The sequence below is a fragment of the Sphingomonas sp. PP-F2F-A104-K0414 genome (assembly GCF_004340945.1).
GTDB lineage: Bacteria > Pseudomonadota > Alphaproteobacteria > Sphingomonadales > Sphingomonadaceae > Sphingomonas.
Genome location: NZ_SLYD01000003.1, coordinates 68,807 through 85,534, shown reverse-complemented (window position 1 = coordinate 85,534; position 16,728 = coordinate 68,807). Strand labels below are relative to the sequence as shown.

10 protein-coding genes are annotated in these 16,728 nt (G+C 65.0%); 7 read left to right on the top strand and 3 right to left on the bottom strand.

Translation table 11 applies throughout. The features are described from left to right. Positions 1-104: 104 nt before the first annotated feature. Together C8J46_RS07585 and C8J46_RS07580 are read right to left on the bottom strand one after the other, a co-directional pair. On the bottom strand, positions 105-2,948 hold the full coding sequence (locus tag C8J46_RS07585; RefSeq protein ID WP_132737121.1) for a TonB-dependent receptor: 2,844 nt from the start codon (positions 2,946-2,948) through the stop codon (positions 105-107). Positions 2,949-3,327: 379 nt separating this feature from the next. Beyond that, the gene (locus tag C8J46_RS07580) at positions 3,328-3,654 is read right to left on the bottom strand and encodes a hypothetical protein (RefSeq protein ID WP_132737118.1); all 327 of its coding nucleotides are present in this window, start codon (positions 3,652-3,654) and stop codon (positions 3,328-3,330) included. Positions 3,655-3,958: 304 nt separating this feature from the next. Between C8J46_RS07580 and bamA the strand changes: the two genes are divergently transcribed. The 5 genes from bamA (at position 3,959) to C8J46_RS07555 (ending at position 10,708) form a co-directional block, all read left to right on the top strand. Beyond that, positions 3,959-6,541 carry an outer membrane protein assembly factor BamA gene (gene bamA / locus C8J46_RS07575; RefSeq protein ID WP_243643273.1) on the top strand — a complete coding sequence of 861 codons (2,583 nt, stop codon included), beginning with the start codon at positions 3,959-3,961 and terminating at the stop codon, positions 6,539-6,541. A 134-nt stretch (positions 6,542-6,675) separates the two neighbouring features. Beyond that, a complete protein-coding gene (locus C8J46_RS07570) occupies positions 6,676-6,975 on the top strand; it encodes a putative quinol monooxygenase (protein WP_132737112.1) in 300 nt (99 codons plus the stop codon). 11 nt (positions 6,976-6,986) lie between these two features. Next, entirely contained in the window at positions 6,987-7,889 is a 903-nt protein-coding gene (locus tag C8J46_RS07565) for a Gfo/Idh/MocA family oxidoreductase (RefSeq protein WP_132737109.1), read from the top strand. Between the two features lie 429 nt (positions 7,890-8,318). Continuing rightward, positions 8,319-8,732, top strand: a complete 414-nt coding sequence (locus C8J46_RS07560; protein WP_132737106.1) for a hypothetical protein — start codon at positions 8,319-8,321, stop codon at positions 8,730-8,732. A 329-nt stretch (positions 8,733-9,061) separates the two neighbouring features. Beyond that, the gene (locus C8J46_RS07555; protein ID WP_207894136.1) at positions 9,062-10,708 is read left to right on the top strand and encodes a Na+/H+ antiporter; all 1,647 of its coding nucleotides are present in this window, start codon (positions 9,062-9,064) and stop codon (positions 10,706-10,708) included. A gap of 362 nt (positions 10,709-11,070) precedes the next feature. Here C8J46_RS07555 and C8J46_RS07550 read toward each other — a convergent pair whose 3' ends face one another. After that, positions 11,071-11,430 (bottom strand): hypothetical protein, encoded by a 360-nt coding sequence (locus C8J46_RS07550; RefSeq protein WP_132737103.1) that lies wholly within the window; start codon positions 11,428-11,430, stop codon positions 11,071-11,073. 192 nt (positions 11,431-11,622) lie between these two features. Here C8J46_RS07550 and C8J46_RS07545 point away from each other — a divergent pair, with 192 nt between their 5' ends. Beyond that, a complete protein-coding gene (locus tag C8J46_RS07545; protein WP_132737100.1) occupies positions 11,623-13,776 on the top strand; it encodes a TonB-dependent siderophore receptor in 2,154 nt (717 codons plus the stop codon). Positions 13,777-14,098: 322 nt separating this feature from the next. Next, positions 14,099-16,717, top strand: a complete 2,619-nt coding sequence (gene topA, locus C8J46_RS07540) for a type I DNA topoisomerase (protein WP_132737097.1) — start codon at positions 14,099-14,101, stop codon at positions 16,715-16,717. Positions 16,718-16,728: the final 11 nt, after the last annotated feature.

Genomic DNA, 16,728 nt, shown 5'->3' with positions numbered 1-16,728 from the left:
AACAGGCGGCGCACGAAAAAGGGCGGGGTGGTGACCACCCCGCCCCTTTTTCGTGTCTATCAGCGCTGCCCCCTCCCCTTGCGGGGGGAGAGGGACAGGGTCTCCTAGAACTTGACGTTCGTGCTGACGAAGAACGCCCGGCCGTACGGGTCGTAGGTCGACGGGTAGGTGTTCGCCTGCTGCTGGTTGTCACCCATGATCGGCGGCTGCTTGTTGAAGATGTTGTTGACGCCAACCGACCAGGTGAAGCCCGGCTTGATGTCGAACGCCGCGGTCAGGTCGAAATAGTGATACGCCTTGATCCGCTCGACCGCGTAGATCGTGCCGCTGTCGTCGTCCTTCACCGGCGACAGATAGCGATAGAGCACCGACACGGTCACCGGACCGGTCGAATAGGTCGTCCGCCCCGACAGCCGCCACTTTGCATAGGGATTGCCGCAGGTCTGGCCGAACTTGCCCGCGCAGTTGATCGTCAGATCGGGAATGGCGGCGAGCGGGTTGTAGTTGAACGCGATCAACCGCGTCCCGCTGAGCCGGAAGTCGAGCTTGCTCGTATCAGCCCCGAACGCACCGAAACCGAGCGGCAGGCCGTAGCGTGCCTCGAAATCGACGCCGCGGGTGGTCACGCCGCCGGTATTGGCGAGCGTGTTGACCGCATCGGTGATCGCATAGCTGTTGGAATCGCGCGGTAGCGACGCACAATAGCTGGCGTTGTACGGCGTATACCCGTTGTCCGCATCGCCGTAGCAGGCACGGATCAGGTTCGTGGTGCCGACCGTCGAGATGTAGTTGGCGATCTTGATCTTGTAGTAATCCACCGTGAGCGAGAAGCGCGGCAGGAAGCGCGGCTGCAGCACGATGCCGCCCGTATAGGTATCGGAGGTTTCCTCGCGCAGCGCGGGGTTGCCGCCGTTGACCGTCTGGATCTGCGTGCTGCCGCCGTCATAGGCGGTACCGATCAGCGAGGCCGGGACGCCCGTCGAGAGGCAGCTGGCGTTGAGGTTGGTGTTCGTCACCGCTACCGCGGTCGTGCACGGATCGGTTGCCGCCGGGAAATCCTGCGACGACCCGCTGTAGAGATCGGACACGGTCGGTGCCCGGACGGCGCGCGAATATTGGCCGCGCAGCGAGAGGTCGTCGATCAGCGACCACACCACGCCACCCGAATAGGTGTTCACCGACTTCGCCGCGGTCGAATAATAGGAATAGCGGTACGCGCCGTTCACCTCGAGCTTCTTGATCAGCGGGATGTTCGCCAGCAGCGGCACCGCGACTTCGGTATAGGCTTCCTTGACGTCATAGCCGCCGCTCAGGCCTTCGCCTGCGTTGAAGCCGACGACGTCGCCCGACGACAGCGCGAAGTCGGGATTGTAGCTGCCGTGCTCGCGGCGATATTCGGTGCCGAACACGATACCGACGGGGCCTGCGCCCAGATCGAACAGGTTGCGGTTCGAGATCGACGCGCTGGCGACCTGCTCGCTGATCGTGCTGGTGTTCTGCGCCGGGATGGTGATGAAATCGGCGGCGGCCGCACTGATGTTGCCCGTGCCGAAGATATTGAGCGGTACACACCCGTTGCTGGTATCCGAGCAGACCAGATTGCCGCTGGCATCATAGGTCGTGCGCAGTGCCTGCAGCACGCGGCTGCGCGAGACGTTGCCCGACTGGGTCTCGGTCGATTTGGTGCGCGAGTAGCTGTAATAGGCGTCGTAGTTCCAGCCGCCACCGATATCGCCATTGGCGCCGAGCACCGCGCGATAGGCGGTGTTGTCGAGGTTCGACACACGCGAACCGACTTCGGTGAGACGACGGTAGATCGTCGAGGTAACATAGCCGTCGCCGTCGGTGTCGAGACCGCGAAGGAGCGACTGCGAGCCGGCCGACAGGAACGACGAGTCCACGTCGAGGGCGACCGATCCGGTGAACGGCGTCGGCGCGAGCTGGTTCTTCACGCGGTTGTTGATGAACTGGCCCTCGGCATACACGTTCAGCGCCGGGCTGACCTCGTAATGCGTCTGCGCGCTCATCAGGAACCGCTCCTGCGGGACCTGGAGATAGTTTGCGGGGGCATAGTTATACGCGTCGGTCGATGCGTTGTACGGCGTGTAGCTGCCGTCGGTCTCGAACTTGCGGTTGACGCCGCCGAGCGCGAAGCGCGTGCCTTCGATCGAGCCCGAGCCGCCCGCGATCAGGTTGCCGTCGCCGTCGTCGACCAGCGCCTGCTTCGAATAGTCGCGCGCCGACTGAAGGATGCCGTTGCGCTTGGTGTAATCGAAATAGATCGTCGCGTTGCCGCGGCCATCTTCGAAATTGCCGCCGAGCAGCAGGTTGCCGTTGAAGGTGCCGCCGTCGCCCGCCTCGTTGATGCGGTAGTTCGCATTGGCCTGAACGCCGCTGAAGTCCTTTTTCATCACGAAGTTGACGACGCCCGAGATCGCATCCGACCCATAGACCGCCGAGCGACCGCCGGTGACGATGTCGACCCGCTCGATCAGCGCCGCCGGGATGGTGTTCAGATCGACGACCTGGTTCGAATCATACGCGACGTACCGGCGATTGTTGACGAGCACGAGCGTACGCGTCGAACCAAGCCCGCGCAGATCCGCGGTCGCGACGCCGCCGCCTGGGTTGTTCGAGGCACCCGTCGTGCTGGGGATCAACTGCGGCAGGTCCTTGAGGACGCTCTCGACGTTGATCTGGCCCGACAGCGCGATCTCCTTGGCGCTGACGACGGAAATCGGCGAGGCCTGCTTCAGGCTGTCGCCACCGAGGCGCGAACCGGTCACGACGATCGTGTCGCCGTCCGCTGGCTCGGCCTGACCGGCGGCAGGTGTCGCAGCGGGGGCAGGATCGGCGGGCAGAGGCTCTGCAGTCTGGGCCCAGGCTGGACCGGCGATACCCAACAGGAGAGAGGACGCCAAAAGGCGTGCGCGGAAATCGAGACGCATGAATATACTCCCTGAACCGCGATCCTTGACCGCCGCGGCAGATGTTGTGGGGTACGGATAAGGTCCGCCACTCAGGTTTGCGGTGCGATTTCCCGCTCGACAAGCGGTGTTCCGGTACTCTCCTCATTACGCCGCAAGGTGTCGTCTTGCGAACACGGTTCTATTCATCGCCTTTCATAAAACTGTCATACCGTGACGGTTGTTACAGGCTGGTAACGCAGCGCGGGTCCCGAAATACTCTTGGCAAACACGATACGCCGGATCCGGACGCCCGGCATGGTCGGCGCGCTCCAGACGACGCGCTTCGCAGCCGCCCTGCCGGAACGCACGATGTCGTCGAACCGGACAGTCCGGCGGATCGAGGGATACCCAACCGCGCTCACTGGAACGTCGCCCCGGCGGCGATCGCCTTGGACGGGCTCAGCCCCTGCTGTTCGAGAAACTGGTTGAGCCCAGCGACCAGATCCTGCGCGGCGCTGCTGGTCAGCGCGATCCGGCCGACGACGACGCGGTCGACGCTCGGCGGCTGGCGCGTATGGTCGCAGCGCGCACTTTCCAGCGTCAGCACGATCACGCCGCTCAGGTTCGCCAACCCGGCGAACCCGGTCGCGAAGATCTCGGGCGCAAAGGGATTGTCGACAAGCGGGGGCGAGGCGGCGGGGCGGATGGGTTCGGGTGCCGAAACACCCTTGATGGCAACGCGCATGATCGGCCTTTCTTCAGACAGGCGCAGCATTGGCCTGCACCGCGGTCGCTACCGATCACGAATGTCCTCGAAATGTCCCCACCAGCGATCCGTGACACGACTGAGACATATCGCCCCAGGCGCCCGGCGAGCGTCCCGGGTCCCGGGTCCACCCCAGGCGAGATGTTGCACGGCTGCGAACTTGCGACATATCGGAACATTCCGGGGAAACATGCCCCCCATAGCGCCGCGGTTCACTCCCGGAGACGCAGGCATGATGTTCGATTTAGGCGCCGGTTCCCTGGCTTTGGCCATGGCTGGAACGATGACGACGCCGGTCGCACCCGCGCAGTCTGCCCCGCAGACCGCCGTACCGACTGTCGCACCGACTGCCGTACCGGACCAGATGACGCCCGCACCTGCGCCCGTCGGCCGCATCATCAAGACCCTGCGCGTCGAAGGATCGCAGCGGATCGAGCCGGAAACCGTCCTGAGCTATACCAAGCTGCGCGTCGGCAAGCCCTATAGCGCCGAGACGCTCGACCAGGCGCTGAAGGACCTGCAGGCCAGCGACCTGTTCGCCGATTACTCGATCGCCGGCGTCGCCGACGGCAACATCGTGTTGCGCGTGCGCGAGAACCCGATCGTCAACCGCATCCTGATCGAGGGCAACAAAGCGCTGAAGAGCGACAAGATCACCAAGGAGATCAAGCTGGCGCCGCGCCAGATCTTCACCCGCACCGCAGTCCGACAGGATATCGCGCGGATCCTCGAACTATACCGTCGCCAGGGTCGCTTTGCCGCGGTGATCGATCCGAAGATGGTCAATCTCGACCAGAACCGCGTCGACGTCGTGTTCGTGGTCAGCGAAGGCCCGAAGTCGAAGGTCCGCCAGATCAACATCCTCGGCAACGTGGTGTTCTCCGAGGCACAGATCCGCGCACAGATGGCGACCAAGCAGGCGCGTTTCAGCCGGCTGCTGTCGTCGGCGACCAGCTACGATCAGGATCGCCTGAGCTACGACCAGCAGAAGCTCCGCCAATTCTATCTGACGCAAGGCTATGCCGATTTCCGCGTGACCTCCGCGGTGGCCGAACTGACGCCGGACAAGAAGGACTTCATCATCACCTATGTGGTCGAGGAGGGGAAACGCTACAAATTCGGCGATGTCAGCGTCGACAGCCAGATCCGCGACTTCGACAGCAAGAAGCTGGCCGCCACGCTGCCGCTCAAGAAGGGCGACTGGTACAATGCCAAGCTCGTCGAGGATTCGGTCGACAACCTCAGCCAGACCGCAGGCCTGTTCGGCTACGCGTTTTCCGAAGTGAATCCGGAGTTCCAGAAGGACGCCGACACGCTGACGATGGGGATCAACTTCAATATTGTCGAAGCCAAGCGGACATACGTTGAGCGCGTCGAGATCAACGGCAACACGCAGACCAAGGACAAGGTCGTCCGCCGCGAGATCCGCCTCGCCGAGGGCGACGCCTTCAACAGCTTTCAGGTCAAGCGCTCGGAGGACCGGATCAATTCGCTCGGTTATTTCCAGGACAAGATGACGATCAAGCAGCTGCCGGGCTCCGCGCCCGACCGCGTGATCCTGGAAACCAACCTCGAGGAAAAATCCAGCGGCGAGCTGCAACTCTCAGCCGGGTATTCGAGCCTCGAAAGCTTCATCGCCTCGGCCAGCATCACGCAGCGCAACTTCCGCGGCATGGGCCAGGAACTGCGCGCGAACGCCAGCCTGTCGAGCTACTCGAAATCGGTCAGCCTGGGCTTTACCGAGCCGTATATGTTCGACACCAACGTGGCGCTCGGCGGCGACATCTTCCGCCGCGACTACAGCTCGTACAGCACCACCGGCGATAGCAACGACACCACCTACGAACAGGTCTCGACCGGCTTCCAGATCCGCGCCGCGGTGCCGCTCACCGAATATTGGTCGGCCACTGCGCGCTATGGGCTGTCCTACGACCAGGTCACGCTCGACGAGGACACCTATTACACCAACGGCGCGTGCGATCCGGCGATCGCCGGCGCGTATCTGTGCGACGCGGTCGGCAATCGCTGGACCTCGTCGATCGGCTATTCGCTGGTGTTCGACAACACCAACAGCCGCCTGCGCCCGACCAAGGGCAGCAAGTTCAGCGTCAGCCAGGACTTCGCCGGGCTCGGTGGCGACACCAAGTACATCCGCAGCACCGCCAACTACACCAAGTACATGAACCTCGGGTCGAGCTTCATCCTGTCGGCGCATGCCGAGGGCGGGTATATCAAGGGACTGGGGCAGGACGTCCGGCTGACCGACCGCTTCTACCTAGGCGACCCGCAGATGCGCGGCTTCGACATCCGCGGTGTCGGCCCGCGCGTGACGCGGACCTACTACGATACGTCGACGGTGCCAGCGACACTGTCGAGCACCAACAGCTCGAACACACAGACTGCGCTCGGCGGCACCGCCTATTACCAGGCCCGCCTCGAGCTCGAACTGCCGCTCGGCGCCGGCGCACGCGAGCTGGGGCTTCGTCCGTCGATCTATATGGACGTCGGCGCGGTGTTCGGCGGCAAGACCCCGACTCTCACCGACACCTGCGCGACCGCCAACGCGACGTCGGTCGCGTGCGTTGCCGGCACGCGCCAATATACCAACACGGCGGGCGACCTTCTGTATCTCGATTCGGCCGGCGCCAGCACCACGACCAACACCGGCACGCCCTACACCTATTCGCTCGGCACCTATAAGGAGACTTATTCGGGCAACACCGCCAGCCCGCGCCTGTCGGTCGGCGTCGGCGTCAACTGGACTTCGCCGTTCGGCCCGCTGCGGATCGATCTGGCGAAAGCGCTCCTCAAGGCGCCCGGCGACGACAGCAAGCTGATCACCTTCAACGTCGGCGGGCAGTTCTAACGGGCATTGATCGTCCCCCGCCACGGGGAGGATCGGGAGGTCGCCAGACGTGAAGTCGGCCTGTCGGAATCACGGCGCTTGCCGCGCTCTCCCGATCCCGCCAGAACGCGGGCAAACTCAAAGAGGATGCTGCCATGTCCGTGAAGATCATCGCCTTCGTCACCGTGAAGCCCGGCAGCGAGGATGCGTTCGTCGAGGCCGCCCGCGTTTGCGTCGCCGCGTCGCGCGCCGAGCCGGGCGTGCTGCACTACGACCTGTGGCGCGAAGCGGATGGCGAACGCCGCTACGTCTTCAACGAACTCTACGCCGACGACACCGCGGTCCAGCACCACATGGCGTCCGATCATTTCAAGGCGTTCGGCCTCGCCGCGCGTGATCTCGCCGCCGCGCGCCCGGTGATCATCCAGACGCACGCCGTCGACGTCGCCGCCTGAGCGCGCGGACGATGCGGGTCGTGATGGCGGGGCTCGGCGACATCGCGCGCAAAGCCTATCTCCCGGTGCTGGCCGCGATGCCGGGGATCGAGCTCCACCTCGCCACGCGCAACCGCGATGTGCTCGCCGCACTCGGCGCGACCTACCGGATCGCGAATCGCCACGACAGCCTCGACTCGGCGCTGTCCGCGACGCGCTTCGATGCCGCGTTCGTCCATTCGGCGACGCCCGCGCACCCCGCGATGGTTGAGACGCTGCTTGCCCACGGTGCCGCGGTGCTGGTCGACAAGCCGCTCGCGGATACGTTCGACGCGGCCGCACGGCTGGTCGATCTCGCGCACCGCCAGGGCCGCCTGCTAGCCATCGGGTTCAACCGCCGCTTCGCCCCCGATTATGCCGCGCTGCGCAGCGAACCCCGCGCGTTCATGCTGATGCAGAAGCACCGCCACGCGCAGCCCGACACCCCGCGCCGAGTCGTGTTCGACGACTTTATCCACGTCGTCGACACGCTCCGCTTCCTCGCCCCCGGCCCGATCGAGCGGACGCAGATCGAGACGATCGTCCGCGACGGTCTGCTGAGCGGCGTCACGTTGACACTCGCCGGTGATGGCCATCATGCGATCGGCACGATGCAGCGCGAATCCGGGCTCGACGAGGAGCGGGTCGATATCATCGGTGGCGACCGCCGCCGCTCGGTCCTCAACCTGTCCGAGACCCGCGACCAGAACGGCACCGACAGCCGCGCACGTCGCGGCGACTGGACCCCGGTCACCCGCCAGCGCGGCTTCGACGCGATGTGCGCCAACTTCCTCGCCGGCGTCCGCGAAGCCCATCCCACCGCCGCCGAAGACATCCTCGCGACCCACGGTCTCTGCGAAGACATCGTCCGCCATGCGGAAGCGGGCAAGCAATAGGGTCAGCCGGTCTTCCACAGGCTGTCCGGAGTGGGAAGGAAAGCGGACAGGCGGCTTTGAAGCGACAGTCTGTCAGGGTAGCCGTTCGTTCAAGACCTACCCAATCTGCGTTGAACGTTCGCACTACCTTCGCTTGCGCTGGCCGTGCTGCCGCTCCTTGCCGTCCTCACGTGGCCCGAGCTTCTCCAGTGCCTCCGCGATCTGCATAGCTACCGGTGGTAGGTCTAGCATCTGCCTGCGCCAACGCATCCTCAAGTCTTCGTGCAGGGGCTAAGCGGGCAAACGGGCAACTTGTGGCATGGTCAACAGCTAACTTGTATCAATAATTGAAGAGTTTCATTATTTGCTTTTTGTAACATTACTTCTCGGTATTGTAGATAGTTCACAATCAATATAAAATGACGGTATAAATATTAGGGAGGTGAAGACATGCGCGGATTTTTCCTTATTTTTGTCGCGTCTGTTTTCGCATTTTCAACCGGCGCACTGGCTCGGCAAGCGGGGCAGGGAACTGGGCCGAACAACAGCGGCCCCGGGGAATTCAACCGTCAGCAGAATTTCCGAGATTTCCAAGTAGGCGTTGTCGACTCCAATCGATTGACCATGCGGCCTGTCCCGGTATCGCCGGGGGACATCGTGCAGGGGCTGGAGGTCCATGACGCAAAAGGTCTTGTCATCGGCAAAGTCGGAACCGTCGGTACAGGCTTTGCGACCGTGACGAGCACGATTGGTAGCGTCGAAGTAGACTTTCCGTCCTTCGCAAAGAACAAGAACGGGCTTTTGATCAATATACCCAAGAGCAAGATCGACGCTTTAATGGCGCGCAGTCATCCGGCACCGTAAGGTGCCGATAAGCGCAGACGCGATCAGCGGAACATTCTATATTCATCAGTCCCGGTGCGCGCCGAACCATGCACCCGTCGCTCGCGTTACACCGCACACCCCCATTTTTGCATTAGCCCGTTCGACTGCATAGGGCATATCTATACCCACTCCCGTCGATCATTGCAGGACATCGATACGACCAAGAACGCCCGCTAGTGGCAAATGGGATCGTTGCGGCGAACGTCCGACCCCGGGTGAGAACAGACGGGAGCGCTCACCATGCGATCCCCAAACCGCCATCGATCCGTGTATAGGGACGCCTCCACATCACCCGAGGGCCCGCCGTTTTGCAGATCGTTACCTTGTGCCTGTTCCTGTTGCTCGCGGTCGTCATCAGCGGGATGGCGTCGCGGATGTTGCCGTCGGCGTTGCCGCGGCCGCTCGTTCAGATCGCGCTCGGCGCCTTGATCGGGATGGTCGCGCATGTCCGCGTCGAGCTCGATCCCGAACTCTTCTTCCTGCTGCTGGTGCCGCCTCTGCTGTTCCTCGATGGCTGGCGCATCCCCAAGGACGAGCTGTTCCGCGATCGCGGCGCGGTGCTTGGGTTGGCGCTCGGGCTCGTTTTCCTGACCGTGCTCGGCATGGGCGTGTTCATCCACTGGCTGATCCCGACGATGCCGCTCGGCGTCGCGTTCGCCCTCGCGGCAGTGGTCTCGCCGACCGATCCGATCGCGGTCTCCGCGGTCGCGCAGAAGGCGCCGATCCCGAAGCGGATGATGCACATCCTCGAGGGTGAGGCACTGCTCAACGACGCGTCGGGGCTGGTCTGCGTCCGGTTCGCGATCGCCGCGGTGCTGACCGGCGGCTTCTCGCTCGGCGAGGCGACGCTGACGTTCGCGTGGATGGCGCTCGCGGGCGTCGCGATCGGCGTCGGCATTACCTGGGCGATCGTCGCGAGCAAGGCCGCGTTCGCGCGGAAGTTCGGCGACGAGACCGGCTCGAACATCCTCGTCAGCCTACTGATCCCGTTCGCCGCCTATTTGGCCGCCGAGCATGTCCATGCCTCGGGCGTGCTCGCCGCCGCCGCCGCCGGGATCGCGATGACCTTCACCGGCGCCACCACCAGCGTCGCGGCGGGCACGCGCATCCGTCGTCGTGCGGTGTGGGACATGCTCCAGTTCACGCTCAACGGCGTGATCTTCGTGCTGCTCGGCGAGCAATTGCCCGAGGTGTTCGTCCGCGCGCGCGATACGGTCACGACGACCGGGCATGTCAGCCCGTGGTGGCTGGCGGTGTACGTGCTGGCGGTGGTCGCGGGGCTCGCGCTGCTGCGGTTCGGCTGGGTGTGGGTGTCGATGCAGTTCACGCTGTTGCGCGCGCGCCGCCGCAACGACGAAGCGGTCAGTCCGCCGCGACGGATCATCGCGGCGATGTCGGCGGCGGGCGCGCGCGGCGCGATCACGCTGGCCGGCGCGCTGACGCTGCCGCTCACGCTGAACGACGGCACGCCGTTTCCCGCACGCGATCTGGTGATCTTCCTTGCCTCAGGGGTCATCCTGTCGTCGCTGGTGATCGCCGCAGTCGCGCTGCCGCTGCTGTTGCGCAATCTGAACCTGCCGCCCGACGAGGGCGTGGCGGCGGCGCGCGATCGGGCGCGGCTGGTGTCGGCCAAGGCGGCGATCGCCGAACTCGACCGCGTCCAGCACCAGATGGCGGAAGGCCGCGACGATCCCGACCGGTTCACCGACATCGCCGCTCGGCTGATGGATCAGTATCGCGAGCGGATCGACAGCCTGGCGACGTTGCCCGAGGATCGCACCGGGCAGGCGGATGCGCCGATCGAGCGCGACATGCGGCTCGCCGCCGTCCGCGCGGAACGTAATGCGATCTTCGATCTGGCAAGGCGGCGTGAAATCGGCGTGACACTGGCGGAGCAACTCGGCCGCGAGCTCGACCTGATCGATGCGCGCCTGTCGCGACAGGGGCTTGCGTAAGCACAGGTAGAGCAGGGACACGGGCAGAACAGGATTTTGCGCTCCGCCTGCCCGTGTGACTGAAACCGGCGGAGCGCAGAAGGTACGCGTTACTCAGCGAATCCTCTGCGGCCGCTTTGCAAGGACTTGGTGAATTTTTGGTGAACGATGGCGCCCCGCCCGTCCGTGCGACACTCTCGTATCCGGGCGGGGCGCCAAGGACGCAGCGCTTTGAGGCGCGCATCGCTGGCCATAAGCTAGCATCAGATTCTCACAGCGGAAGCACAGCCCGTCACGCGTCCGGCTCGCTTGGTCCGATATGTGTCCAAATCATGGCCATTGGCGCGCGTTTTGGCCGCCAAGACCTTGTTAACGGCTGATCTTCAGTCGCCCGCGATCGTCTGCGGGGCCGTCGGATCGGGGATCTTCAGCTTTCGCAGACGGGCGATCACGTCGCGAGCGCCCGCCGGCGCGGCCTGTAGGAACAGCGCAAAAAGTGCCTCGTCGTCGAACGACCCCAGCGCGGTGCCGATCGGCAACGCAATGATCTGGCGGCTGCGTGCGCCCGGCTGCGCCTCCAGCACGATCGTCCGCCACGCCATCCCGACCGGCGGCGCACCCGTGACGTCGGCAAACTCTCCCGGCACCATGTTGCGGATCCGCAACCGCCGGTCCGCCGCCTTGGCGAACCATGCTGCGTCGCCCGCGGTCGCGATTTCGATCGCCAAATCCCGTCCGTTCATGTCGTCTTCGATCCTGCCATTCGCGGTAGGCGGTGCTGCGGGAGCGCAGCGGATGCAAGTCTTCGCGGACGCCCGTCGCTACGAACTGGTGCGCAAATGCCACAATTTGCGCTCGCATGATGGAAGGACGCTCTCCGCTATTGATAATAGTTATCATCAGCGGTAGCGCGCCGTCATTACGAAAGGGAACTCATGACACGACGTTTCGGCCTGGCCGTCCTGCTGGCCTCGGCAGCCGCCGCCCCGAGCTATGCACAGACCGCACCCGATGCCAACGGCGTCGATACCGGGATCGTCGTCGTCACCGGCCAGCATCCGCGCAACCAAGCCTCGTCGGGCACCAAGACCGACACGCCGCTCGCCGAAACGCCGCAGTCGATCAGCGTCATCACCAGCGACGACATTACCGGCCGCAGCCTGCAGAACCTCAACCAGGCGCTCCGCTTCGTTGCGGGCGTGACCCCCGAGACGCGCGGCGCGAGCGCCGAAGTCTACGACCAATTCAAGCTGCGCGGGTTCGACGCGCCGGTCTATCTCGACGGCCTCAAGCAATTCGGCAGCCCATCCGGCTACGCCGTGCCACAGGTCGATGTCTCGCGGCTCGACCGGATCGAGGTCATCAAGGGTCCGGCCTCCGTGCTCTACGGCCAGTCGAGCCCAGGCGGCCTCGTCGCCGAATCGAGCAAGCTCCCGCTCGACCAGTCGCTGTACGGCGCGATCGGCGGGACCTACGGCAATTACGATCTCTACCGCGTCGATGCCGATATCGGCGGGCGCGCGGGCGACGGCGTGCTGTGGCGGATCAACGGCAGCGCGAACGGCGCCGACACGCAGCAGAAGTTCGGCAAGCGCGAACGCCAGACGGTCTCCGCCGCAGTAACCGCGGGCGCGGGCAGCTCGACCAGCTTCACGCTGCTCGGCGCCTATTCGCACGACCCATACAACGGCGATTACGGCGTGTTCCCGGCCAGCGGCACGCTGCTCGCGAACCCCAACGGCAAGCTGCCGACCAGCTTCGACGGGGGCGAGGCGGGCAACCGGTTCAGCCGCGAACAGGCGGCGCTGACGTACATCTTCCGCCATGATTTCGGTGGCGGCTGGGCGTTCCGTTCGTCGGGCCGGTATCAGTATGTGAAGGCGAACCTCGGGCTGATCTACACCGCAGGCGGGCTCGATACGCGCGACCCGACCGGGCAGACGTTCCTCCGCGCCTCCTACGCGACGCGCGAAAAGCTCAACAACTGGACGTTCGACAACCAGCTGAGCGGCACCGTCCAGACCGGCCCGATCAAGCACACGCTGTTGTTCGGTGTGGATCGCCAGGTCGCACATTCGATCGAGGATTTCGCATTCGGATCGGCACCGTCGCTGAACGGCTACGCCCCGGTCTATGGCACCGTGACGGTCCCGCGGACCCCGGCGGCAGTGCCCGATCCGTTTGCGGGCTACACCGTGATCCGCCAGCGCCAGCAGGGCGTCTACGCCCAGGATCAGATGGCGCTCGGCGATTTCCGCGTCGTGGTGAGTGGCCGTCAGGATTGGGCGCGTGCAGAGCAGGTTGGCCTCGGCGTCAAGCACGACGAGAAGTTCACCTATCGTGCCGCCGCGCTCTACACGCTGCCGTTCGGGTTGGCGCCGTATGTCAGCTATTCGACCTCGTTCGAGCAGCAGGGCGGCACCGTCCTTCGCCCCGACGGGACACTCGGGATCGCCGATCCGTCGCTCGGCAAACAGCTCGAGGCCGGTGCGAAATTCACGGTTCCGGGCACGCAGATCCTGCTCTCGGGCGCGTGGTTCCGGATCGATCAGACCAACGTCCTGACCTCGACCCCGACCTTCTCGCTATCGACGCAGACCGGCAAGGTGCGGTCGCAGGGCGTCGAGCTCGAAGGCACCGCGCCGCTGCCTTACGGCTTCAACGCACGCGTCGCGTTCAGCCGCCAGCGCGTGAAGGTCACGCAGGACGCCAATGATCCGACACGCGTCGGCCGCGGCCTGGAGACGGTCGGCCGTGGCGGCACGACGCTCGGGCTCGACTGGACCCCGCCCGAGGGTGCGCTCGCGGGGCTGACGATCGGCGGGGCGATGCGCCATGTCGATCAGGTCTATGCAGGCGTCACGCCCGGCGAGACCGAGGGCCGCAACAGCCCGTCCTACACCGTGTACGATGCGCTGATCCGCTACGACCTGGAAAAGTTCGCACCGTCGCTGCGCGGTCTCAGCCTGGCGGTCAACGGCGCCAACATCTTCGACAAGAAGTATCTGACGTCGTGCTTCGCCAACTATAACTGGTGCTGGTACGGCAACCGCCGCACCGTCCAGGCAACGATCGGCTACCGCTTCTAGCTCTTACCACGATCCTCCCCCGCCAGGGGGAGGTGGCTGGCGCTTGCCAGACGGAGGGGGAGGAAAGCGATAACGTCTGCGTCCTGTCCTCCCCATCCGTCACCTACGGCGACACTTCCTCCTTGCGGGGGAGGATCGTTCGGTTTCGACTCAGAATCCTGTCGCTCAAGACCAATTTGCCTCGGAGATTACCCGCCCCCTCTGGAAAACCGGCTGCCTCGACGGCACTTGATGCACGTCATTCCGGATCGTCCCCGGGTTGACGCGGCCACCCCGACGCCGTCACCCTCGTACGCGTACACGTAAGGACCCCGGTTTCCCCATGCAGCTTGTCATCGTCGAATCGCCTGCCAAGGCCAAAACCATCGAGAAGTATCTGGGCAGCGATTACCGCGTCCTGGCCAGCTACGGCCATGTCCGCGACCTGCCGCCCAAGGACGGCTCGGTCGATCCCGACGATGCCTTCGCGATGACGTGGGAGAATTACGCCGACAAGTCCAAGCAGCTGAAAGCGATCACCGATCTCGCCAAGCTCGCCGACCGCCTAATCCTCGCGACCGATCCGGATCGCGAGGGCGAGGCGATCTCGTGGCACGTCCGCGAGGTGCTGCGCGCCCGAAAAGCGCTGCCCAAGGAGGTCGAGCGCGTCACCTTCAACGCGATCACCAAGGCGACGGTGACCGAGGCGATGAAGAACCCGCGCGAGCTCGACGACGATCTGATCGACGCGTACCGCGCCCGCCGCGCGCTCGATTATCTGGTCGGCTTCACGCTGTCGCCGGTGCTGTGGCGCAAGCTGCCCGGCGCCAAGTCCGCCGGCCGCGTGCAATCCGTCTCGCTTCGCCTGATCGTCCAGCGCGAGCGCGAGATCGACGTCTTCAAGCCACAGGAATATTGGTCGGTCACGGCCGAGATGGAGCATGACGGCACCGCCTTCACGTCGCGGCTGACGCAGTTCGAGGGCAACAAGCTCGACCGCCTCTCGATCGGCAACGAAGGCGATGCCCTGCGCGCCAAGCAGGCCGTGCTCGACGGCAATTTCTCGGTCCAGTCGGTCGAGACCAAGCCCGCCGGTCGCAACCCTCCGCCGCCGTTCACGACCTCGACCTTGCAGCAGGAAGCGTCGCGCAAGCTGGGTTTCTCGGCGGATCACACGATGCGGATCGCGCAGGGCCTCTACGAGGACGGCACGATAACTTACATGCGTACCGACGGCGTGCAGATGGATTCGAGCGCGATCAGCGCCGCGCGCCTGGCCGTCGCGAACCGCTTCGACGCGAGCTATGTCCCCGACAAGCCGCGCCAATACCAGTCGAAGGCGAAGAACGCACAGGAAGCGCACGAAGCGATCCGCCCGACCGATTTCGGCAAGGACAAGGCCGGCGGTGGCGATCACGCGCGCCTCTACGACCTGATCTTCAAGCGCGCGCTTGCCAGCCAGATGGCGTCCGCCCGCATGGAGCGCACGACGGTCGAGTTGGCCGACGGCACCGGCCGCAACATCCTCCGCGCCACCGGCCAGGTCGTGCTCTTCCCCGGCTACCTCGCCTTGTACGAGGAAGGGTCGGACGATTCCGCCGACGAGGACGCCCGCCGCCTGCCGCGGATGCGAGAAGGCGATGCGCCCGCCAAGAAGAAGGTCGACGCCGAGCAGCACTTCACCCAGCCGCCGCCGCGCTTCTCCGAAGCCTCGCTGGTCAAGCGGATGGAGGAGCTCGGCATCGGCCGCCCGTCCACCTACGCGTCGATCATCAAGACGCTGAAGGACCGCGCCTACGTCCGGATCGAGAAGAACCGCTTCTTCGCCGAGGAGTCCGGCCGGCTGGTGACGGCGTTCCTAGAGCGCTTCTTCGAGAAATACGTCGGCTACGACTACACCGCCGAGCTGGAGGAAGAGCTCGACGACGTCTCCGGTGGCCGTGCGCAGTGGCAGTCGGTGCTCGACGCGTTCTGGCGCGATTTCAAGCCGCGCACCAACGAGGTGATGGAGCAGCAGCCGTCTGCAATCACCGCGGAGCTCGACACCTTCCTCGCGCCGTACCTGTTCCCGGCCAAGGCTGACGGCGGCGATCCGCGGCTCTGTCCGAATTGCGGCGAGGGCCAGCTGGCACTGCGCGGCGGCAAGTTCGGCGCGTTCATCGCGTGCTCGAACTACCCCGAGTGCAAATACACGCGGCGGTTCGCACAGCCTGGCGGCGACGCCGAGGCGGATGCCGGCCCGTCGACGCTCGGCACGCATCCCGACACCGGCCAGCCGATCGAGCGCAAGTCGGGTCGGTTCGGCCCGTATCTGCAGATCGGCGAAGGCGAAGACCGCAAGATGGCGTCGATCCCGAAGGACATCGGCGAGCTCAACCTCGAATGGGCGGTCAAGCTGCTGTCGTTGCCACGCACCGTCGGCAACCACCCCGAGACCGGCGAACCGATCATCTCGACGATCGGCAAGTTCGGCCCGTACCTGAAGCACGCGGGCAAATACGCGCGGCTCCAGACGACAGCGGACGTGTTCGAGACGGGGATGAACGCGGCGGTGGTGAAGCTCGCCGAAGCGGCGGCGGGCGGCGGTCGCACGGCACGCGGGGCTCAGGCCCCGCTCAAGGTGCTCGGCAACCATCCGCGCACCGAGGCCGAGATCAAGCTGATGGAAGGCCGCTACGGCGCGTACGTCACCGACGGCACCACCAACGCGACGCTGCCCAAGTCGATCGAGAAAGACCAGCTGACGCTCGAGGAAGCCGCGTCACTGATAGACGCACGCGCCGCCGCGGCACCGGCGACAAAGAAGAAGAAAGCGCCCGCCAAGAAGCCGGCGGCAAAGAAGGCGCCGGCCAAGACGGCAGTGGCCAAGGACGCGACCGAGGCAAAGGCACCGGCGAAGAAGCCCGCGGCTAAAAAGGCCCCCGCCAAGAAAGCCGCCCCAAAGAAGAAAGCCGAAGCCTAATTCCCCTCCCG